The sequence below is a fragment of the uncultured Aquimarina sp. genome (genome assembly GCF_947496855.1).
Lineage (GTDB): Bacteria > Bacteroidota > Bacteroidia > Flavobacteriales > Flavobacteriaceae > Aquimarina.
In genome coordinates this window covers 419,757-438,933 of record NZ_CANMED010000003.1, presented here as the reverse complement: position 1 = coordinate 438,933, position 19,177 = coordinate 419,757, and the positions used below count along the sequence as shown (strand labels likewise).

Genomic DNA, 19,177 nt, shown 5'->3' with positions numbered 1-19,177 from the left:
TTATGAGGGTATGCTATTAGTTATTGATTTAAATTTTTGTTGAACCTGATGAAAGGATTTTTCATCGACTTCAAAACTTCCGTACCAGATAAAGTCATATAACCGGGTAATATTTTGAAACTTGCTTTTTAAGGAATCATCTTTTAGTTCTTTTAAATAATCGGTATTTGTTTTTTGAGATTCCCAGTTGATTAATTCGGTATCTGATAATTTTTTTAGTACAGAAAGGTAGTAATACCTGATTGCTAGCCTATAATTGTCCTCTTTTAGTGCTAATGCTATCAATTGTTGAATATCTTTATTCTGAATAATATCTTCATCCTCAGTAAGTATAATTTGTGGGGCTTCTTGTTTTTCGAACAGCATATCTCTTGGATTCACTCTCATAAATAGCCACCCTAGTAAAAATAATACACCAACAATGATAAGATAAGGTAACAGTCTAAGCAAAATTGCCCAAAATCCTGTAACTTCTCCTACTCCGAATAGCCATTGAGTAAACCTACTCCATAATTGTCCTAGCCATTTTTTAAACTTTGTCCAGATATTATCAGGCTCCTCATATTCCGTATAATTAAAGTCATCATTATTTGATAATTCCTGAATTTTATCAGAATTAAATTTTTTGATTTCTTTAGTAGCATCAAGATCGTATATGATTTCTTGAGGTTCGGATACAGTTGTGCTATCTTGAACCTTTGAAGACACAAAAAAAGATGCAGTTATTAATAAAAAGTAAATTACTATTTTCAAATTATTCCGATTTACCTAAAGAGTCAATTTGTTCTAAAGTTCCAGTATGATGTTTTCTTTCATTTAGATTGAAATAAATGAAAGCACTACATATCGCGGTAAATAGATATATAATTATATACTGTATAACCGATGCTAATGTATTTAATACAATAAATACCCAGTCAAACATACTTGATGGATCCGAAAAAGATCCTTCTGCAGCAGCCGTAAATGTTTTAAATAAAGTGTACACTATTGCTGGGATTGAAAATATCATACTAATAATGTATGATAATATTCCAATAACGAGTAGCGTAGCAAAAGTGATCCACCATTCATTTTTTACTAACTCGAAGCTTTCTCCTATGCAATCAAATACCCCAGGTTTTCTAAAAATAAGAATTGGATAAATAAGACTTAAGGGGACATAAAGATATATTGCCGGAATGACACATAACATGAATCCAACTATCATCATAATTGTAGAAAGTATAGATAGTCCAATAATGTTTCCTAGATCCTTTTTTACTCCATCTACAACAGTTTGTTGATTAATTATACCTACGTTATCAATATATACTTTTATGTAATGTAAAACAGTACCAAAAACTAACCCATAAAAAAGTAGTACACTTATTAGCATAACCAATGCAGCTATTATTACTGTTCCAGAATTAAATATTTGTGAATTACCTCCAATATTAAAAGGATCCATAATATGAGAAGATGCGTGAGTATAGTAGCCTATAGCAAGGAGCATTACAATAAAAACGATACCAGATGTTTTAACTAAAACAGAAAATAGAGGTTTAATGTTGGTTCTTAAAAATGCAAAAACATCTGTGAGAATTTCTCCTAGTTCTCTTTTCTTTTTAAATTCTACGTAATTATTGTTCATCTGTCAAAATTGATTTTTTGTATAATTGTCTAGGATATAAAACGTAATAAAATAGAATTAAACCTAAAGATCCTATTATAATAAAAATGGCCAGCCAATCTGGCATTTCTGTATGTCTGGTCACAAACCCTTCTAGGAAACCTGCAATAATAAAGAAAGGAACTGTACTTATCACAATTTTTAATCCTGCTTTAACACCTCTAACAAAAGAAGTAAGACGTGTATATGTTTTTGGGAACAAGATAGAATTACCAACTACTAATCCCGCACATCCTGCAATAATAATAACTGAAATCTCTATAGTTCCGTGTATCCATATGGTACGGGCGCTTTCCCAGAGTAATCCCTTTTCATAAAAGAAATACTGAAAAGAACCTAACATAATAAAGTTTTGCATCAACATATATATGGTACCAATTCCTAGCATTATGCCTAATATGAAGCAGTTTAGTGCTACTCTTATGTTATTTATAGTAATACCAAGAAACATATTGGTTTCTTCCATTTTTTTATACACAGCCATAGGATCATCTTTCTCGATATTCTCTAATGTCATATTAACATAACCATCTCCTAGAATAGATCTAACAAATGCTCCATCTGTAGCCGAAGAATAAACGCCTATAGCCGTAAAAAGAGCAGAAACTAAAAATGCAATAAGAAGTTGTCGTTGGTATTTATAAAATTCTAATGGAAACTCTTTTACCCAAAAGGAATAAAAACGATTTTTCTTTTCTTTTTTTGTTTTGTATATTTTTTGATGCGCGTTAGAAGCAAGTCCGTTTAAGTAGTTGAATGTTTGGCTATTAGGGTAGAAAGTTCTTGCGTAACTCAAATGGTCAGTAATCTCAATATATAAACTGGAAAGCTCATCTGGAGTTATTTGTGCATTATTAAGCAGAACACTTTCAAATTTTAACCATTTATCTTTATTTTGCTTCACAAAAGCCGCCTCACGCATGGATTAAAAATTAGGAGCTTCAAAGAAACATAATTAATGGATAATTTTCAAATAGAAACTGCTCAAAATGTAAGTATACAGCAAAATGCAGCTGGAATAGGGGAACGGATCTTGGCATACTTGATCGATCTCTTGATTATTATAGCCTATTTTATCGTTGCGATATTTTTTATAGGAGTATTGGACTTAGGTGGTGGAGATCAATGGTCATTTTGGCTGATAATAGGGCTTCCTCCTTTTCTTTACTTTTTATTATGGGAAACTTTTTGGGACGGAAAAACTCCTGGAAAGGCTACTATGAAGCTTAGAGTTGTAAGATTAGATGGTTCCAGACCTGCTTTTTCGGGTTACCTTATTAGGTGGTTACTTAGACTCCTTGATATTACCTTAGCATCTGGAGGAATCGCTGTAGTGGCAATTCTTTTTAAAGGAACCGGACAACGACTTGGCGATATGGCTGCGGGAACTACTGTAATAAGCGAGAAGCAAAAAGTGAAATTTCATCAAACAATTCTAGTAGATATCCCTGAAGATTATAAACCGGTATATCCACAGGTCACTGTTTTTAGTGATGTAGAGATGCGCAAAATAAAAGGTATATACCAAGATGCCAGAAGGAATGGAGATCACAATATCATTTTACAACTCTCGACTAAAGTGAGTGGTCTTATGCAAATTACACCTCAAGAAAAACCAGTACAATTTCTTTCTAAGGTATTAGAGGATTATAATTACTATACTCAGAAATAGCAAAGTAGAATTTTTTATTTTTCCTTTTTGAGGTAACATTTTTTTATGCAGATTGATATACTGATATAAATCATAAATCATTAATATCATGAAAACAAAGAATTTTAAGCATTTAGAATTACGTAAAGAAACTATTTCAAAGCTAAAAGGTGGGTTAGCACATCCTATGGGACCTTATAAGGAACGAGTAAAGGATGCAGTTGGTACTCATAATACGTGTCAATGCGAAACAATAGCTGATCCTTGCTAAATTATCAATGATGGCTGTCTATAAAATTATATTTTTTTAGGCAGCTAATTATTTAGTAACCTCTGCTTTAATAAAGATATTTTCTTTTGGCCACTCACTACCATCTACAGGTACATTCGATATTTTATCGGCTATGTTCATTCCCTTGATCACCTTACCGAATATAGTATGTTCTCCATCCAGATGATGAGCTCCCTGTTTTGCAATAACAATAAAAAATTCATAAGGAGTAGAACGATTAGAAGGATTATCAACCCACTGTTTCGATAAAGCTACAGAGCCACGATTGTGTTTTAGTCCTTTAATGGGTTCCTGAGGTAGGGTATAATCCCCAATGTCGTGACGTTTTTGAGCCATTTGAGTACGATCACTATTTCCACCTTGAATCACGAATCCTTTGGCTACTCGATAAAAAAAAGTTTCATCAAAATATTTTTGTTTTACTAAGTAAATAAAGTTAGCTCTATGTAAAGGAGATTCTTTATAAAGTCGAATATGGATATCTCCAAATTTAGTATTAATACGCACCAAGGTTTCGGGATTTTCCTTGCCATATTCGAGTAAGAAGCTCTTCATGTTTTTGTTAGTAAGCTTAAAAGGCTCATCCTCTGAAACAGAAGTGTCATCAGTTTTTACTTTTATTTCAGTTTTTAATGTATCATTCTGGTAACCAGATTTTTCTGTAGAAATACGCTTTTCGTTTTCTATAATACGCTGCTTAGTTTTTTTAGAATGTGTATCTTCACAACTACAGAAGCCAAAAAAAACAATACAACTATACACTAAAATTACTCTGTTAAATGACATTCGAAACGTTTAAAAGTTTGATTCCAAAAATACAGAAAATGTCAGTACCTGGAGAATCTTCTCATTTTATTATGGCTCCCGCAATGAGGATGCGAGAGCTTTATAAAATTAAAATAGAAGAAAAGAATCCAAGAAATGCAGCTGTACTCATGCTTTTTTATCCTAAAGAACATCATACACATCTGGCGTTAATATTACGTCCTACCTATGAAGGAGTGCATTCTGGTCAAGTTGCGTTACCAGGTGGTAAAGTAGAAGAATTTGATGAAAATTATGAATCTGCAGCGTTAAGAGAAACTTGGGAGGAAATAGGTGTAAAGTCGAATTCTGTAGATGTATTGAAGCATCTTACCAAAGTGTATATTCCTCCATCTAATTTTTGGGTACACCCTTTTCTTGGCGTGACTCATAAAACACCAAATTTTGTTCGTCAAGAGGAAGAAGTAGCAGAAGTTATTGAGGTTTCATTAGAACAATTATTAGATGAAAATCGTGTAATTTCTAAAAAATTATCAACTTCTTACGCCGAAAATATCGAAGTACCGTCCTTTGAATTAAATGGTTACGTAGTTTGGGGAGCAACTGCAATGATGCTTAGTGAACTTAAAGTACACTTAAAATCTGCGTTGGAGGCATGATTTTGTATATTTGGCTCCCATTTTCTTCTTAATATTTAGAAGAATTTAACTGAAATGTTATCTGTTATTTAATTAATAGTGATTAGTTTTAAATAGAACTGATTGATAGTCAGATGTTTTTGTCTGTTTTGTTAAATAAAAGAAATACTGATAAATTAAAATTATTTATGGGATTATTTAAAAGAAATCCTTTTGGACATATATTACTTCTAAAAAAATGGTTGATTCGTATCATGGGTGGTCTAACACATAGACGGTATCGTGGTTTTAATGAATTGCAAATAGAAGGTAGCGAGATCTTCAAAAACTTACCTGATAATAATGTATTGTTTGTATCTAATCATCAGACTTATTTTGCCGATGTAGTAGCAATGTTTCATGTTTTTAATGCAAGTTTAAGTGGACGTACAGATTCTATAAAAAATGTAGGATATTTGTGGCAGCCAAAAATGAACTTGTATTATGTAGCGGCCAAAGAAACTATGAAAGCTGGTTTATTAGCCAGAATATTAGCCTATGCTGGAGCTATTACTGTAGAAAGAACTTGGAGGGATAAAGGTCAGGATGTTAATCGTCAGGTAAAGATGAGTGACATTACGAACATCAAAAGAGCTCTAGAAGATGGATGGGTAATTACATTCCCACAAGGAACTACTAAACCGTTTAAACCTATTCGTAAAGGAACCGCACATATTATTAGACAGTATAAGCCAATTGTGATTCCTATTGTAATAGATGGGTTCAGAAGATCTTTTGATAAAAAAGGGATTAGAATCAAAAAACGAGGTATTCTTCAGTCAATGGTCATTAAAGAACCACTACAATTTGATTACGATAATGATTCTGTAGATGATATTGTCAGTAAATTGGAGTTTGCGATAGAGCAACATTCTTCTTTTCTTAAAGTAATTCCACAAGAAGAATTAGATGCAGAAGAAGAATTAAACAAAAAAAGAAAGTGGGAATATTAAATGCCTTAATAGTATGTTTTTCTAAATATATAGGTTCAAAAAATATGTAAAACCAAAAGATCCTCCGATCCTTTGGTTTTTTTATAGTATCTCAATAGTTATGAAAACTCTCTTACATAATTTGACAATACCCCCAATAACAAAAGAATTCTTCATATTCATAGCCCGGAATTCCGTTTAAAGCACTGCAATCCACGTGACTATTGCATTGCATACCTGTGTTACCTCCATTAATAGTTTTTTGCTCTTTTTTATTTAAAATTTGAGCTCCTTTTAACTTCATTAATTTTTTCATGTTCTTGGAAATTAATTGATTTAATTGTAACAACAAACATTTTAAGACAGTTGCTGTTTTCTGTCTGTGATTCGAATTACCGTTTGTCTTTTAATTTAGCTTTAGTTGTTCAAAAAATGACATCTACTATTTAGCGAAACTCTAATTCGATTAAAAATACCCTCCTTAATCGTCCTTTTAGGGAGAAAATTTTACATATTTATAATATCCCTTTGAGTAAATTATACAGGTGTTTTTTTATTTAGATAATTAGTGAGAGAATATGAATCAAACTCCAGTTAATTAAATGAACAGATAGAAAGTGTCACAATGTTTCCGTTGATTATTTTTTCTACTCCACAACTTCCAGAACAACAATCGTTATCATCAAAGCATTTTCTTGCTACATTTTGACATCCGTGGATTCCACCTTTAATTGATTTCTGATGTTTTTTTTTAAGTACTGTTACTCCGTTTACTTTTAGGATTTTTTTGATCATCGCGCACTATTTTTGAATTAGGAAATATTTGAAAAAAATGAGGCTGTCGAAATTTTTAATATTGAAATTGTCTTCGACGAACTCAGACTAACAAGTTTTTGTTTTTAAGTCTTTTAGACAGCCCCAAATTATTATTAGTCTATCTGTTCGAAACAACGTCCAAAAGAGCAACTTCCGCTGCAAAGACGAAGACATAAATCTCCGTAATATGTTCCTGCTTTGATTGTTTGTTGTTCTTTTTTGTTTAATGTACTTACCCCTTTTAAATTTAAAATGTTATTAAGCATGATTCTATGTTTTATTTACCTACTCTATATTTAAGGTTTTCGGTTACCCCTTGATCAAAATTATTTAATATTGTTATTTTGATATCTAAACTAAAGTAGCAGATAATGAGAGGTATAAAAAGGTAAGGTTGGCTAGATTAAACAAAATAGCCATAAAAAAACCTGCAGAATTTGCAGGTTAATTAAGATATTAAAAAAACAATATTTATTTTTCGTTATAACAAAAATCGATCATAACTCCATTAACTTCTGCAAGCTCACTTGTTAAAACGCTAGTTCCTCCTGCTATTTTCTTCATAGAATCTATGTTAATCCTAGCTATTGTCAACTTTTTGATACTAATTTTTTGTGTTCCGTCTTTTTTCATTTCTAAAATTATTGAGCGTAATAACAACCACCTTCTTCTATCACTCCATAATGATCAACTCGAATTGTCTCTGTAGGAACACTAGTTCCTCCTTCTATTTTTCTCATAGAATCTATGTTAATTCTAGCTATTGTTAACTTTTTGATACTAATTTTTTGTTGTTCTTCTTTTTTCATTTCCTATGTTTTAATGATTAGTTACATTTCTCTTTTTTTTCAGAAAATAATCTGAGATTAAGGAAAATGTATTTCATTAGAAATATATTCGATTTACAAGTGTTTTAACAATTATATATAGCTAAATTGTTTAAAATAGCCATCAATTATACCCTAATTTTAGGGTTTGTATTTTGTTTATCAAGGTTCTTGATATAGTAGGATGGATTGATGCCTGTTTTTGCTTTAAAGTGTTTAACTAGTGAATAACTACTTTTATACCCAATGTCCCCAGCAATAGATTGAATAGAAAAAGATCTAAATTTTTTATCATCTTTTAATCTTTTTAAAACATACTCGATTCTTAGATCATTTATATAATCCGTAAAGTTTTTTTCTTTGTGAATATTTATGATCTTGGATAAATAGGTGGCATTGGTTTTTAACTTTTTTGCAATAGATCGTAAATTACATTCGGGTTTTAAAAAATATTCCTGACTTTCTAATTTTTCGAGCCCTTTAATAATTTCAGCTACTTTACGATCATCAATGATAATTTCTTTGGGTGATTCGTTTTTATTAATCAAAGCCTGTTTGTTTGACGCTAAATCATTAATTTCTTTCATTAATTTGTGATAGAGCTCTTTATTAGATCGTTGCTTTTTGATATACATAAAAACGATACAAATCAATGCGATTGAAGTAAATAAAAGAATCCAGAATATTCGATTTTTAGCTTGCTTCTCTTCTGTTTGTTTAGCTTCAAGAGTTGCTATTTCTTTTTGAAATTTATCCGTTTCTTTTTGATGAATTTTATCGATTGATTGATCTTTATCTTTTAGATAATATTCATTTAGTTTAGTATATTTATTGTTCCAAAACATTGCCTGCTTATAATCTGCTTTTTGGTTATAACAATTTGCTAATAACAGATGAGATCGAATGGCAGGAGGTTTGAACTTATCGCTTTCTTCAAAAGAATCGATACTATTGATTAATATGTTAATAGCTTTGTCATAAGACTGTTTTTTATAATAACAATTAGCAATGAAATAATTAGTTTTGATCGTTGGATACGACTTATTATTAATTTGCTTGTTGTATAGGATTTCTTTTGCTTCGTATAAGTGCTCTAAGGATATGTCATATTCTTTTCTGTAATAAAAAACAACCCCTTTTTTGATCAAGAAATCCAAGTGCAATTGATCTAATTTAAGAGATTTGCTCATCTCAATACCTCGTTTAACATAGTGTAATACTGAGTCATATTCCTCTGCATCTAGATATATATCACTAAGGGTGGTTAAGAATCTTACATGATTTTCTTTATTATGATATGTAGTATTTGGGATAGCTTTTAACGAACGAAGTGCAATTTCCTGTGCTTTGGTATTTTTATTCATTCTCGATAGAACTATAATAAGCCCAGAATTAATTATGATCTCCTTTTTTAGATCTCCCGTTTTTTCAATAATATCGAGTGCATTATAGTAATTATCCAAAGCTTCTTTATTGTTTCCATTCCTACAGTATATATGCCCTTTCATTGTGTAGGCAGTACATGCTAATGTATCATTTTTCAATTTTTCAGCTATAATTTCTAACTTATTATAAGATGCTATGCTTTTTTCATATTCTTCTGTCTTATAGAATATCATTCCAAGCTTTTTTAACTCTCGAGCGTCTTTTATATCATTATTTTGAGCAGAAAGACTAAAGGGGATTACTAAAAGAATACATAGAGGTAAAAGGAGGGATGTACCTAATAAAGATATGTTGCGAATTCTCATTATGACGGATGTGTGTAGTGTCAAAAATAAGTAATCCTTTTATTTTATAGGAAATTATTGATAACTATGACTAAGTAGAAAATAATAGTGTCACTTTTATGTCAAAACAAAAAAGCAATGTGGGTTTAATTACTCCAACCAATCTTTAAAATCCTTAACGCGTTCTCTAGCAACAATAATTTCTTGCTCATCAAAATGATGTAGCTTTATTTGTAACCTAGAGTTGGTATAGGAGATGATATCCTTAATCGCATTGATATTAATATAGAACTTGCGGCTTACCCGATAGAATTGTTGTGGATTTAATTCTTCTTCGAGAGACTCGAGTGTAGTATCAATAAGATAATTTCTATTTTCATTGGTATGAAGATACGTACCTTTATTTTCAGAATAAAAACATTCAATATCCTCTACGGAGAATATTTTAAGATGTTGCCCCACTCGAGCTGTAAAACGTTTTTTATACACTCGATCCATAGGATTGACAAGCAATTTTTTGATATCCTCAAAATCAACCTTTAAGGATTGGGGGGAAGGGAGTTGGTTTTTAAATTTTTTTACGGCAGCTTCTAATTCCTCATCATCAATAGGTTTCAGAAGGTAATCAATACTATTTAGCTTAAAGGCTTTTAATGCATATTCGTCGTAAGCAGTTGTGAAAATAATAGAACTTTTGATGGTAATAGTATCAAATATTTCGAATGATAATCCATCACTTAATTGAATATCGAGAAATATAAGATCTGGATGTTCATTATTACTAAACCATTCTATTGATTCGCTCACTGAATGTAGCATCGTATTGACCTTAATGTCTAGATCATCTAGCATGCGACTTAATCTTCTAGCGGCAGGTTTTTCGTCTTCGATTATTATTACATTCATGTGTTAATTCTGTTTATTTTTGTTGTTGCACTTTTTTCCCAGCTTTCCAGATAGATTCAATAGTGCCTATATGCTTAATATCTTTTAAAGGATTTTTACTAAGTAATAAAATATCTGCAATATATCCTTCTTTTATATATCCTATTTTGTTAAGTTTAAATTGGTCTGCAGGATAAGAGGTAGCACCTTTTAGAACTTCTAAGTTAGGTATTCCAGCTTCTGATACCAATAGTAGTTCTTTATAGAGATCTGTACCATGATTGATATTCGCGTTTGGAGGATCTGTGCCCATTAGTATTGGTACACCTGCTTTATATAGTTTTTGTATTTCTGCGAATAAGAATTCAGTTTTGATAGCGATTTCTTCTTCGCTCTTTTTTTTAATTACTTTTAATACCTCAATATTAGTAAGTAGGGTAGGTATAACAAAAAAGTCTTTATCTGCTGATAACTGTTTAAGTTTATCATTTGCTAATGGTTTATCAGTCCAGATATGCACTAAACCATCGGCATTATTATTTAATACGTTGTATGCATCTTCAACTTTAGAAATATGAACTACTGCTTTTTTGTTGTTTTTATGAGCTTCGTCAATGACAGCTTTTACTGTTTCGTGAGATAGTGTGGGTTTCCAAGGTTCTACAATGATTTTTATATGATCTACTTCTGCATTAACTCGATCTTCCACAAACTTTGTAGCATCTTCTGGTTTGGTTAGTGTTGGTACAGGGAATCCATATTGTGTTCCGTGTCCTCCTGGAGCTGTAGCAGCATATCCAGCTACATAAAACCGTGCATAGTTAGTAGAATCTTTCATTGATTTCATCATTCCTTGATATGGTTCTACTCCATGCATGTCTAATAAATTTAATACACCAGCTTGTGCAGCTTGTTCTAATGCGTTTGGGGCCCACGCGTGAACATGGCAATTAGTCATTCCAGGCATTATGAACTTTCCTGTTCCATCAATTATAGTAACTTCCTTTTTTATAATCGGAGCAATTTTAGAAATTTTTCCATTTTCTATTAAGATTGATATTTTTTCAGTTACTTTTTCACCATCAAAAAGCATTACATCTTTAATGACAAAAGATTCCTGAGCAGTAAGCACACCAATAAAAAATACTATAATGAGATTGATCAGTGTTTTCATTTTAATTGATGTTTTAGATTCGTTAGATTTTAGGCTTTTTTTAATACAAGTTTAGAAGTATAGTGGATATCATAGGGATTATAATTCCTCAATTCTAAATATCTATAAACCCAAAAATCCGGTTTATTCCCAAAGTTGTTTTTCATTGTCTTCTTCATCCATATATTTTCGGATTCTGCGTTCTTCCCAATCTTTATCAAACATGGGATTAATTCTATAGGCTTTTACTGCATGGAAAGCTAAACCGATTCCCCAGCCAAAAGCAGCCCATAAAAACCAGGCGTAGCGCCATTCATTGGTGTAATAATTTATTCCAGCGAGAAGCCCAATAATAATGATGTATGAAAAAAGGTTATTATAAAACTTCTTTAGTTCGTCTACACGTTCTTTTGCTCGTTCGTATCTTTTTTGTTCTTCGAAATCTTTCATGATGGTTAGTTTTTTTAGTTTTGATTGATTTATAATACATCTAGTGTATCATCCTTATCCATTAGTTCTTTAATTTTTCGTTCTTCCCAGCTTTTACGAAAAATGAAATTATTTTTAAAAACCTTTAACCCATGGAATAACAACCCTATTCCCCAAAGTATTGGAGTAATGTATAAGTGTGGTTGAGACCAATCTCTGAATCCTTGGTTTTCAGAATGAGTATTGATAAAAAGAATAATTAGGTTGATTACAATGTAAAAGCTTAGATGTGTGTAAAAACCTCTTTCATTATCCACTCTTTTTTTTGCTAGTTTATATCTGTCTTTTTCTTCAAAATCTTGCACGATGATTAGTTTTTTTAATTCTTTTTTTTGGTTGTAACTTGTGCTAGAAATACACAATACACTTGTTTTCTTGTTTTTTCGTCATTCCGGCGCAGGCCAAAATCCATTTCTTTTGGAATAAATTTTATTGAATTTGATATCTATAGATAATCCATAGTATTATCTTCATCCATAATTTCTTTAATTTTTCGTTTCTCCCACTGTCTACTGAAAATTATATTTGGGTTAAAAACCTTTACCCAATGAAAGAATAAACCAATTCCCCAGAAAAACGGAGTGATATATAAATTCCAGTTTAGCCAGTTGTTAAAGCCATCATCTATAAAATCAGAGTTGATAAACAGCAAGAAAATGTTTACAATAACATATGCCGTGAGGTGGCTATAAAATCCTTTTTCTTCCTGAACGCGTTTTTTGGCTATTCTATATTTTTTTTGTTTTTCAAAATTTTCCATTTTCTGTTTTTTTTAAAGATCATCGATCTTGTTTATTATCTCATTAATTTTTCGTTCTTCCCATTTTTTACTAAAAACGGATTTGCTAAACTTCTTTCTTAGTCCATTTTTTTCTCTAAATGTCCATAGTCCATGTCCTAGTAAGAAGATACCCCACAATATTGGAGAGATAATTAAATTTATAATTAAGTAACCATCATAGAAATAATCTTTTAGATAGAGAATAACTGCGAAAAGTATTATGTTAATAATTATATATACCGCTATGTGTGTATAAAAAGCTCTCTCTTCAGTAACTCTTTTTTTGGCTCGTTTATATGTTTTTTGTAATTCAAAATTTTCCATTTTTCTATTGTTTTAGATATCATTCTTCTCTTCCATAAACTCCTTAATCTTTTTATCTTCCCATTTTTCACTAAAAATAGATTGATTAAGTAGTTTTCCTAATCCGTTTTTTTCTCTAAACGTCCATAGTCCATGTCCTAGTAATCCTAATCCCCAGAATAGTGGTGTACTAATTAAGTTCCAAGGTAAAAAGTCATTATAGTCTTCACTATTCACATAGTCTCCAACCTTTATTTTGAAAATAAAAATGATAATATTCATAACAACGTACACTGTAGCGTGTCCGTAAAAGGATCTTTCTTCTTTTACTCTTTTTTTAGCTTTTTTATAAGCTTTTCTTTTATCAAAATCATTCATAATTTCTTCTATTAGATTCGTCCATATATTTTCTGATTTTTTTCTTCTCCCAATCCTTTCCAAATATCGGATGATGGTCAAATGCTTCTGCGTAATGAAAAAGTAAACCTAATCCCCATCCCGCCATTGGGAAAACAAACCAGGGTAGACTAAAACCGGTAGTTCTATAATTGATGAATATCAAGAAGGGAATCACAATACAGTAAGCAGTTAAACTGCCATAAAACTCTTTCATCTTCTTTACTCTATCTTTTGCTCTTTTATATTTTAAATCTTTTACGATTTCTATGTTTTGTAATGTTGTCATATCGATTGATGTTATTCTTTTAGTTAATGTTGGAAGCTTTGCAATAAAAGCTGTTTCTGTTTTAAATACGGAGAACTCTCTTTTGGTAAGCAATTCGTATCGTTGTTTTACATTTCCCAATCCTACACCGCTACTTTGTTTAACTACTTGTTTAGGCTTTAGGTTGTTTTCTACAATTAGAAAACCTTCATCTTCGTAAATTTTAATATGCAATGGCCTGTTAGGCATGACCACGTTATGTTTTATTGTGTTTTCTAACAGAATCTGTAAAGACAGTGGTACTACTTTTGCTTCAGGATTAGATGAGTGTTCGGGCATTTCAAAAATAATACTGTCTTCAAACCTTAATTTTAACAAGGTCATATACGTTTTAGCAAATTTTAATTCCTCATCAATAGTTACTAATTCTTTATCCTTTTGTTCTAAAACATACCTGTAAACCTTAGATAAAGAAGTGGTAAATTTCTGTGCCATTCTAGGATTTTCATCAATTAAAGAAGCCAATACATTTAGACTGTTAAACAAAAAGTGCGGATCTAGTTGGTTTTTTAAAGCTGCAAATTTTGCTGAAGCTGTTCCTGCTATTATTTTTTGTTCAGTAACCTTTTTTTCTTGTAGCGCTTTGTAGAAATACATGGCGTGAAAGAACAATGATAATGCTGTTGTAAATAATAACGGAAAAATATAATCTTTAAAGGATTGGTTGATGATAAATTCTTCCGGAGTTTGCTTTTTTAAAATAATAACGGCAGTCGCAAAATCGCATAAAACATATCCAATAATAGTAATAATAATAGATCCTCCCGCACCAACAAGTATTCTCTTTAGTCCTTTGTTTTTCCATTCGAATCTATAATTTATAAACCTAAAGTAAACAGTGTTAATAAAGGTTAAAAAAAATGAATACATAAAGTTTATACCCCACCAGCTTGGTGTGGCTATTCTTTCGACTTCAAATCCATTGCTGAGTAAGCTTAATATTGCTATCACTATAGAGACTCCTAAGGATACGACTACGATAAATTTTATGTCTTTTACTGTTTTCATTTTATTAATCAATATATTCTTAAATATACTAAGATACTACCATTTATTATTTACAGTTTTGTTTGATTCGTTCAATTTGATCTTTACCCCAAGATGGATAGAAAGGTACAGTTGATTTTTCGAGGTCAAAAAGAGAAATTGCTTTTTCTATTTCAGGACAAAAAGCTTTTGGATCTTTACCCCAGAATTTTGCTGCTCCCATTTGCCATTCTGCGTGATATAATATTGCTCTTGGATTTTCGGGCTCAATAATCTTTGCTTTTTGATATAATTCTTCCACTTTAGCAGAATGTGTCATCCCGTATTTTGCACCGTCATATACTACGTAAGCTGTATTTAGCATGGCTTCCATAATCATAATTTCTGCATTTCCCTTAGAAAAAGTTTTAGCTTCATTCAGGTAATTCTGTGCTTTCGTTAAACGAGATTCTATTTGCTCTGCATCTTTAATACCAAAAGTGGTAACAATATGTATTTGCGCAGCATAGTAAAATGGTAGCCAGTTATCTTTTTCAGCTTTGCCAATACGTTCAAATAAATTGGCAGCTTCGTCATTTTTTTGATTTCCCCATAATTCAAAAGCTTTACCCATTCCTTTTTCGTAAGCTGCTTGAGAATTGACAGAGGTTATTGCAAAAATGCTAAGTATGATGATAATTGTTTTCATAGTTATAGTTGTTTTGTTTTACAGTGTAAAGATCCTTTAATACTGTCTGTTTTGGAATTAGATCTTACCGAATTGTAGTTTATTGAGGATGAATTGTATTAAATTTTAATAGACTGATAGACTACGTGTTCTGAAACTGAAAATTTAGCATCTATCCATTTAGGAGGACCAAAGTTTCCTTTAGCATTGTTACTAGTTCCATAGGGCTCGTTAGGTATTTTAAAAAAATTAGTATCTAATTTTTTATTATCATTTTCGTCGTGAAATAATGAGATTGCATAGGTTCCATCTGGTATGTCATCTAATGTAACAGTTAGGGAACCTTTTTTAGCCTTTATAGCTATTGATTTGTATGTTTTCTTATAAAAATTATCTTCACCGCTATATAAACCGATCCTAATGTTTCCTTCATCCGATTTTATATTGGTTATACTGATTTGAATACTGTTAGTATTGTTTTGAGCAAAGATTACTATGGGTAATAAAAGTGTTATAATAAATGTAATACATTTAGTTTTCATATTTTTTGTTTTAAAATTAAACTGAATTTGTGGTTAAGAAATAATAGGATTTGTATTTATGTCTTTACCTTAAAAATCATAAATTATCCAATTGATTATCTGTTTTATTATCACTGATAGTCCAGAAGAATCCAACGATAAAAAAGCGATCTGCCGTTGGTCTAATTGCCCGTCTAGCAAAATCTCCATTTATGTTTGGTGTATTGGCATATTGATAATTAAACACATTATCAAAACCTAGTACGTTAGATACAGATACAAACAGGATTTTTTGTTGACTGATTAAATAGGCCCAACTCATATCCAAAGAATTAAAAGTCCTTGTTTTCTCGCCTAAAAAGTTAATCGTGTTTGGATCCGTATATGGACGTCCCGAAGCAAAATTATAGGTAGCACTGATTAATGATTTCCAATCCTTAGCCCAATATTTTCCTACAACTGAGAGATTATGGCTTGTCGCAAAATTAGGAGTAGCACGCTCGGGATAGTTTCTATAATCTCTCTCTGTATCCAGATAGGAATAACTAGCCCAATACTCCAAGTTTTTGATAGACTTATTATCTCTCCAAAACAAATCTAACCCTGCAGCATATCCATCTCCATTGCTATTATAATTACTACCAAACTGTGGCATTTCGGTATCAAATTTTGCCAAACGATCATAGCTTTTGTAGTATGCTTCAGCTCTCAATGTTCTACCATTGTTTTGATAGAGGTAATTAAAAATATAATGCGATGACTTTTCTGGATCTAGCGAACTATTATATTTAAGGATATCTTGCTGTGGAGCTTGATAAAAATCTCCATATGCTAGAGAGATTTGTGATTTCTCGGCAATTTTATAAGCTAAAGAGGCTCTTGGTGATATTTTAGTAAAGTCTAGTAGTGCATTATGAGTTGCTCGTATCCCTAATTGCATTGCCAATTTTTTATTAAAAAATATATTCGCTTCAGAAAAAGCAGCGGTGCTATTATTTTTAAAACTGCTCTGGAAATTTCCAAAAGAAATATCACTAGCTTCTTCTTTAAAGTTTCCAAGAAATTGTTCTGCACCAAAACTTAATTTGAAACGATTGCTGAATCTCTTTCTTAGTTTTACCTTTAGGTGAGCTGCATTGTCATCATTATCAACATTTGTTTCTACAATTTTTATAGTATTATGATCATTGGCAAAACTAGCTCCTGTTGCCACTGTCCAATCATTTCCTAAATCACCTTTATAAGATGCGTTGATGTATAGATTTCTGTTTTTAAGTCCAAAGTTAATCCCTTCTGGTACGTTAATATCTTCTTGGATTAATTCGAAATCTGTATAATTTAATCCTCCGTATAGTTTAAATAGCCCCTTATCGAATTGATGCCTGTATACCGCTTCTCCGGATAAAGATTCAAAAGGTTTAATCCAATCTACACGTTGAGAAATGATTTCCTGATATGGTTTTAGATTCAAATAGAATGCATTAACACTAAGAGAGTTTTTTTTCCATTTTTGAGTATTTCCAACTCCGAGACCAACACTAATAAAAGATAAGTCTGTTTTTTCTTGTTCTGGCTCATCAATCGTATTCAATAATAAAACACTGGATAAGGCATCACCATATTCTGCCGAATATCCACCTGTTGAAAAATTAGTTCCTTTAAACAAGAAAGGAGAGAAGCGACCACGAGTTGGAATATTATTAGCTGTTGCTGCAAAAGGTTGAAAAACACGAAGTCCATCGATATATACATTGGCTTCATTAGCGTCACCACCTCTTACAAATAGTCTTCCATCTTCTGCAACAGTTGAGGTGCCGGGAAGCGTCTGGAAAGCCCCAATATAATCCCCGGCAGCTCCGGCAGTGGTAACAATATCTAAAGGAGTTAATACAGATGCTTTGCTATTATCACCAGCAGAGAAGGTACCAGCATTAAGAATAACACTACCTAGTGAATTGACATCTTCTTTTAATGCTATTTTTAGATTTTTCATTTCGCTAACGGAAACATTTAATGAATAGGTCTCAAAAGAAAGAAAAGAAACTACCAAAATTTGTTCACCAGTTTCGGTAGTAGTAAAAGAAAAAGTACCATCATCTGCTGATGATGAACCGTCATAAGTTCCATCTAAGTATATGTTGGCACCTGGAATTGGAACTCCTGATGGTTCTGTAACAGTTCCAGAAATTGTAGTTTGAGCCTGTAAAAATGCTAAGGTAAGTAATAGAATTGTGGTTAGTAGTGATTTCATCTGTTCGTTTATTGGTTATGATTGATGCCTCAAAATTGAGGCAAACCATGAGATAATAAAATTGAATACTACCGAACTGTAGAAATAGTAGGATGGATTGTGATGTTGGTTAAAAATGGGATATTTGAAATAAACTAAGAAATTAGTTGAATCATTTAGCTAATTTCTTGGTTTTATTAATCATAACCGATTAGAAAAATGAAAACGCAACTAATAGTCATTATTACCTTGATTTTATTTGCAGCAAAAAGTCAAGAAATCACAGTTTTTTATAAAGAAAAAAGACAACCTGCTCAGGTTTCTAACCGACATGAATCTATTGATTTAGAAGAATTTTCAGAATACAGAATAGAAATTAGGAAAATAACGGCTGCAATGAGAGCAGATAAGGATTCTACAGAAATTTTTAGAAAAATGATACAAGATGAAGCATGTAAAATGTCAGCTCATTCTAAGAAATTGGTTAGAGAACCATTAAAAATCCCGGCATATGATTATATCACAGTTTTAAAAATTAATCATGAAAAATCGTTGTATTACCCGCAAGAGTAGGTTAGTAATGATACCGTTTCGGAAATGAGGACTAATAGAAAAGGTAAGGAGTTTACTAGAGAACGTATTAATTGTAATAACTCCGAAGTTGTTTATACAGATCAATCTCAGGAAAAAAATAAGTTCTTTAGAAGCATACGAGTTTGATCTTAGAGTCAGAAAATTTTTGATAGATGAAGCGTTAGACAATCTACAATGGACATTGACTAAAGAAACAAAAAAAATCGATCAATATTTGTGTTATAAAGCCAGACTGAATAATCCAGACAGGTATACCAATACTATTAAATCAATTCATGGCCCTAAAGGGGATTATGGACTTCCTGGACTCATACTTGATCTACAAGAAGGTGAAAGAACAGTTAATTTTTATAAAACATATGTGCTCCCCCGAAGAAGGTTTTGAAGTAAAACTTCCAACTGAGGGGAATAAAATAACTAGAGAAGAGTTAAAGCATTTGCCGTCAAAACTATTTAATCAGTATTAATAGGTCGCTGGTTG

27 protein-coding genes are annotated in these 19,177 nt (G+C 31.5%); 6 read left to right on the top strand and 21 right to left on the bottom strand.

The annotated features are described in order from the left end of the window. The 3 genes from Q0921_RS11405 to Q0921_RS11395 are packed head-to-tail and all read right to left on the bottom strand — an operon-like array spanning position 1 to position 2,594. On the bottom strand, positions 1–753 hold the full coding sequence (locus Q0921_RS11405) for a DUF4129 domain-containing protein (RefSeq protein ID WP_299256874.1): 753 nt from the start codon (positions 751–753) through the stop codon (positions 1–3). A gap of 1 nt (position 754) precedes the next feature. Continuing rightward, complete coding sequence (locus Q0921_RS11400) at positions 755–1,633, bottom strand: hypothetical protein (protein WP_299256872.1); 879 nt, start codon at positions 1,631–1,633, stop codon at positions 755–757. Further along, positions 1,623–2,594 carry a stage II sporulation protein M gene (locus tag Q0921_RS11395; RefSeq protein ID WP_299256870.1) on the bottom strand — a complete coding sequence of 324 codons (972 nt, stop codon included), beginning with the start codon at positions 2,592–2,594 and terminating at the stop codon, positions 1,623–1,625. Before Q0921_RS11395 ends, Q0921_RS11400 begins: the two co-directional genes overlap by 11 nt. A gap of 36 nt (positions 2,595–2,630) precedes the next feature. Between Q0921_RS11395 and Q0921_RS11390 the strand changes: the two genes are divergently transcribed. Beyond that, entirely contained in the window at positions 2,631–3,344 is a 714-nt protein-coding gene (locus Q0921_RS11390) for an RDD family protein (RefSeq protein ID WP_299256867.1), read from the top strand. Between the two features lie 88 nt (positions 3,345–3,432). Next, positions 3,433–3,594: a hypothetical protein gene (locus Q0921_RS11385; protein WP_299256865.1), complete on the top strand. Its 162-nt coding sequence runs from the start codon at positions 3,433–3,435 to the stop codon at positions 3,592–3,594. Between the two features lie 48 nt (positions 3,595–3,642). Here Q0921_RS11385 and Q0921_RS11380 read toward each other — a convergent pair whose 3' ends face one another. Next, positions 3,643–4,401 carry a peptidylprolyl isomerase gene (locus tag Q0921_RS11380; protein WP_299256864.1) on the bottom strand — a complete coding sequence of 253 codons (759 nt, stop codon included), beginning with the start codon at positions 4,399–4,401 and terminating at the stop codon, positions 3,643–3,645. 38 nt (positions 4,402–4,439) lie between these two features. Between Q0921_RS11380 and Q0921_RS11375 the strand changes: the two genes are divergently transcribed. Together Q0921_RS11375 and Q0921_RS11370 are read left to right on the top strand one after the other, a co-directional pair. Continuing rightward, complete coding sequence (locus Q0921_RS11375; RefSeq protein WP_299256863.1) at positions 4,440–5,039, top strand: CoA pyrophosphatase; 600 nt, start codon at positions 4,440–4,442, stop codon at positions 5,037–5,039. Between the two features lie 167 nt (positions 5,040–5,206). Continuing rightward, a complete protein-coding gene (locus Q0921_RS11370) occupies positions 5,207–6,010 on the top strand; it encodes a 1-acyl-sn-glycerol-3-phosphate acyltransferase (protein WP_299256861.1) in 804 nt (267 codons plus the stop codon). 112 nt (positions 6,011–6,122) lie between these two features. On the opposite strand, the gene Q0921_RS11365 is transcribed toward Q0921_RS11370, so the two are convergent. From Q0921_RS11365 to Q0921_RS11285, 17 genes are all read right to left on the bottom strand, one after another. Next, the gene (locus Q0921_RS11365) at positions 6,123–6,305 is read right to left on the bottom strand and encodes a hypothetical protein (RefSeq protein ID WP_299256859.1); all 183 of its coding nucleotides are present in this window, start codon (positions 6,303–6,305) and stop codon (positions 6,123–6,125) included. Positions 6,306–6,583: 278 nt separating this feature from the next. After that, positions 6,584–6,784 (bottom strand): hypothetical protein, encoded by a 201-nt coding sequence (locus Q0921_RS11360; RefSeq protein WP_299256857.1) that lies wholly within the window; start codon positions 6,782–6,784, stop codon positions 6,584–6,586. A gap of 134 nt (positions 6,785–6,918) precedes the next feature. Next, positions 6,919–7,071 carry a hypothetical protein gene (locus tag Q0921_RS11355; protein ID WP_299256855.1) on the bottom strand — a complete coding sequence of 51 codons (153 nt, stop codon included), beginning with the start codon at positions 7,069–7,071 and terminating at the stop codon, positions 6,919–6,921. A 205-nt stretch (positions 7,072–7,276) separates the two neighbouring features. After that, the gene (locus Q0921_RS11350; protein ID WP_299256853.1) at positions 7,277–7,438 is read right to left on the bottom strand and encodes a class I lanthipeptide; all 162 of its coding nucleotides are present in this window, start codon (positions 7,436–7,438) and stop codon (positions 7,277–7,279) included. A gap of 8 nt (positions 7,439–7,446) precedes the next feature. Next, positions 7,447–7,614, bottom strand: a complete 168-nt coding sequence (locus Q0921_RS11345; RefSeq protein WP_299256851.1) for a class I lanthipeptide — start codon at positions 7,612–7,614, stop codon at positions 7,447–7,449. 146 nt (positions 7,615–7,760) lie between these two features. Further along, positions 7,761–9,251 carry an AraC family transcriptional regulator gene (locus tag Q0921_RS11340; protein ID WP_299256849.1) on the bottom strand — a complete coding sequence of 497 codons (1,491 nt, stop codon included), beginning with the start codon at positions 9,249–9,251 and terminating at the stop codon, positions 7,761–7,763. A gap of 261 nt (positions 9,252–9,512) precedes the next feature. Beyond that, a complete protein-coding gene (locus Q0921_RS11335; RefSeq protein ID WP_299256847.1) occupies positions 9,513–10,268 on the bottom strand; it encodes a LytTR family DNA-binding domain-containing protein in 756 nt (251 codons plus the stop codon). 13 nt (positions 10,269–10,281) lie between these two features. Next, a complete protein-coding gene (locus tag Q0921_RS11330; protein WP_299256845.1) occupies positions 10,282–11,421 on the bottom strand; it encodes an amidohydrolase family protein in 1,140 nt (379 codons plus the stop codon). 123 nt (positions 11,422–11,544) lie between these two features. Then, positions 11,545–11,850: a 2TM domain-containing protein gene (locus tag Q0921_RS11325; protein ID WP_299256843.1), complete on the bottom strand. Its 306-nt coding sequence runs from the start codon at positions 11,848–11,850 to the stop codon at positions 11,545–11,547. A 29-nt stretch (positions 11,851–11,879) separates the two neighbouring features. Continuing rightward, positions 11,880–12,194, bottom strand: coding sequence for a 2TM domain-containing protein (locus tag Q0921_RS11320; RefSeq protein WP_299256841.1), 315 nt, complete (start codon positions 12,192–12,194; stop codon positions 11,880–11,882). Between the two features lie 140 nt (positions 12,195–12,334). Then, positions 12,335–12,649: a 2TM domain-containing protein gene (locus Q0921_RS11315; protein ID WP_299256839.1), complete on the bottom strand. Its 315-nt coding sequence runs from the start codon at positions 12,647–12,649 to the stop codon at positions 12,335–12,337. A 12-nt stretch (positions 12,650–12,661) separates the two neighbouring features. Next, entirely contained in the window at positions 12,662–12,994 is a 333-nt protein-coding gene (locus tag Q0921_RS11310) for a 2TM domain-containing protein (RefSeq protein WP_299256837.1), read from the bottom strand. A 12-nt stretch (positions 12,995–13,006) separates the two neighbouring features. After that, entirely contained in the window at positions 13,007–13,351 is a 345-nt protein-coding gene (locus tag Q0921_RS11305) for a 2TM domain-containing protein (protein ID WP_299256835.1), read from the bottom strand. Further along, positions 13,344–14,705: a 2TM domain-containing protein gene (locus tag Q0921_RS11300; protein WP_299256833.1), complete on the bottom strand. Its 1,362-nt coding sequence runs from the start codon at positions 14,703–14,705 to the stop codon at positions 13,344–13,346. The genes Q0921_RS11305 and Q0921_RS11300 overlap by 8 nt, the downstream gene beginning before the upstream one ends. Before the next feature lie 46 nt (positions 14,706–14,751). Next, positions 14,752–15,372, bottom strand: a complete 621-nt coding sequence (locus Q0921_RS11295) for a hypothetical protein (protein ID WP_299256831.1) — start codon at positions 15,370–15,372, stop codon at positions 14,752–14,754. Between the two features lie 98 nt (positions 15,373–15,470). After that, positions 15,471–15,893, bottom strand: a complete 423-nt coding sequence (locus Q0921_RS11290) for a DUF2141 domain-containing protein (RefSeq protein WP_299256829.1) — start codon at positions 15,891–15,893, stop codon at positions 15,471–15,473. A gap of 76 nt (positions 15,894–15,969) precedes the next feature. Next, complete coding sequence (locus Q0921_RS11285) at positions 15,970–18,123, bottom strand: TonB-dependent receptor (RefSeq protein WP_299256827.1); 2,154 nt, start codon at positions 18,121–18,123, stop codon at positions 15,970–15,972. Between the two features lie 198 nt (positions 18,124–18,321). Between Q0921_RS11285 and Q0921_RS11280 the strand changes: the two genes are divergently transcribed. Beyond that, positions 18,322–18,675 (top strand): hypothetical protein, encoded by a 354-nt coding sequence (locus Q0921_RS11280; protein WP_299256825.1) that lies wholly within the window; start codon positions 18,322–18,324, stop codon positions 18,673–18,675. 88 nt (positions 18,676–18,763) lie between these two features. After that, positions 18,764–19,081, top strand: coding sequence for a GLPGLI family protein (locus Q0921_RS11275; protein WP_299256823.1), 318 nt, complete (start codon positions 18,764–18,766; stop codon positions 19,079–19,081). Positions 19,082–19,177 lie beyond the last annotated feature (96 nt).

Coding starts and splice junctions, on each gene's coding strand:
- Q0921_RS11400 (WP_299256872.1), bottom strand. CDS start 1,633: ATGAACAATAATTACGTAGAATTTAAAAAGAAAAGAGAACTAGGAGAA.
- Q0921_RS11395 (WP_299256870.1), bottom strand. CDS start 2,594: ATGCGTGAGGCGGCTTTTGTGAAGCAAAATAAAGATAAATGGTTAAAA.
- Q0921_RS11390 (WP_299256867.1), top strand. CDS start 2,631: ATGGATAATTTTCAAATAGAAACTGCTCAAAATGTAAGTATACAGCAA.
- Q0921_RS11385 (WP_299256865.1), top strand. CDS start 3,433: ATGAAAACAAAGAATTTTAAGCATTTAGAATTACGTAAAGAAACTATT.
- Q0921_RS11380 (WP_299256864.1), bottom strand. CDS start 4,401: ATGTCATTTAACAGAGTAATTTTAGTGTATAGTTGTATTGTTTTTTTT.
- Q0921_RS11375 (WP_299256863.1), top strand. CDS start 4,440: ATGTCAGTACCTGGAGAATCTTCTCATTTTATTATGGCTCCCGCAATG.
- Q0921_RS11370 (WP_299256861.1), top strand. CDS start 5,207: ATGGGATTATTTAAAAGAAATCCTTTTGGACATATATTACTTCTAAAA.
- Q0921_RS11365 (WP_299256859.1), bottom strand. CDS start 6,305: ATGAAAAAATTAATGAAGTTAAAAGGAGCTCAAATTTTAAATAAAAAA.
- Q0921_RS11360 (WP_299256857.1), bottom strand. CDS start 6,784: ATGATCAAAAAAATCCTAAAAGTAAACGGAGTAACAGTACTTAAAAAA.
- Q0921_RS11355 (WP_299256855.1), bottom strand. CDS start 7,071: ATGCTTAATAACATTTTAAATTTAAAAGGGGTAAGTACATTAAACAAA.
- Q0921_RS11350 (WP_299256853.1), bottom strand. CDS start 7,438: ATGAAAAAAGACGGAACACAAAAAATTAGTATCAAAAAGTTGACAATA.
- Q0921_RS11345 (WP_299256851.1), bottom strand. CDS start 7,614: ATGAAAAAAGAAGAACAACAAAAAATTAGTATCAAAAAGTTAACAATA.
- Q0921_RS11340 (WP_299256849.1), bottom strand. CDS start 9,251: ATGATATTCTATAAGACAGAAGAATATGAAAAAAGCATAGCATCTTAT.
- Q0921_RS11335 (WP_299256847.1), bottom strand. CDS start 10,268: ATGAATGTAATAATAATCGAAGACGAAAAACCTGCCGCTAGAAGATTA.
- Q0921_RS11330 (WP_299256845.1), bottom strand. CDS start 11,421: ATGAAAACACTGATCAATCTCATTATAGTATTTTTTATTGGTGTGCTT.
- Q0921_RS11325 (WP_299256843.1), bottom strand. CDS start 11,850: ATGAAAGATTTCGAAGAACAAAAAAGATACGAACGAGCAAAAGAACGT.
- Q0921_RS11315 (WP_299256839.1), bottom strand. CDS start 12,649: ATGGAAAATTTTGAAAAACAAAAAAAATATAGAATAGCCAAAAAACGC.
- Q0921_RS11310 (WP_299256837.1), bottom strand. CDS start 12,994: ATGGAAAATTTTGAATTACAAAAAACATATAAACGAGCCAAAAAAAGA.
- Q0921_RS11305 (WP_299256835.1), bottom strand. CDS start 13,351: ATGAATGATTTTGATAAAAGAAAAGCTTATAAAAAAGCTAAAAAAAGA.
- Q0921_RS11300 (WP_299256833.1), bottom strand. CDS start 14,705: ATGAAAACAGTAAAAGACATAAAATTTATCGTAGTCGTATCCTTAGGA.
- Q0921_RS11295 (WP_299256831.1), bottom strand. CDS start 15,372: ATGAAAACAATTATCATCATACTTAGCATTTTTGCAATAACCTCTGTC.
- Q0921_RS11290 (WP_299256829.1), bottom strand. CDS start 15,893: ATGAAAACTAAATGTATTACATTTATTATAACACTTTTATTACCCATA.
- Q0921_RS11285 (WP_299256827.1), bottom strand. CDS start 18,123: ATGAAATCACTACTAACCACAATTCTATTACTTACCTTAGCATTTTTA.
- Q0921_RS11280 (WP_299256825.1), top strand. CDS start 18,322: ATGAAAACGCAACTAATAGTCATTATTACCTTGATTTTATTTGCAGCA.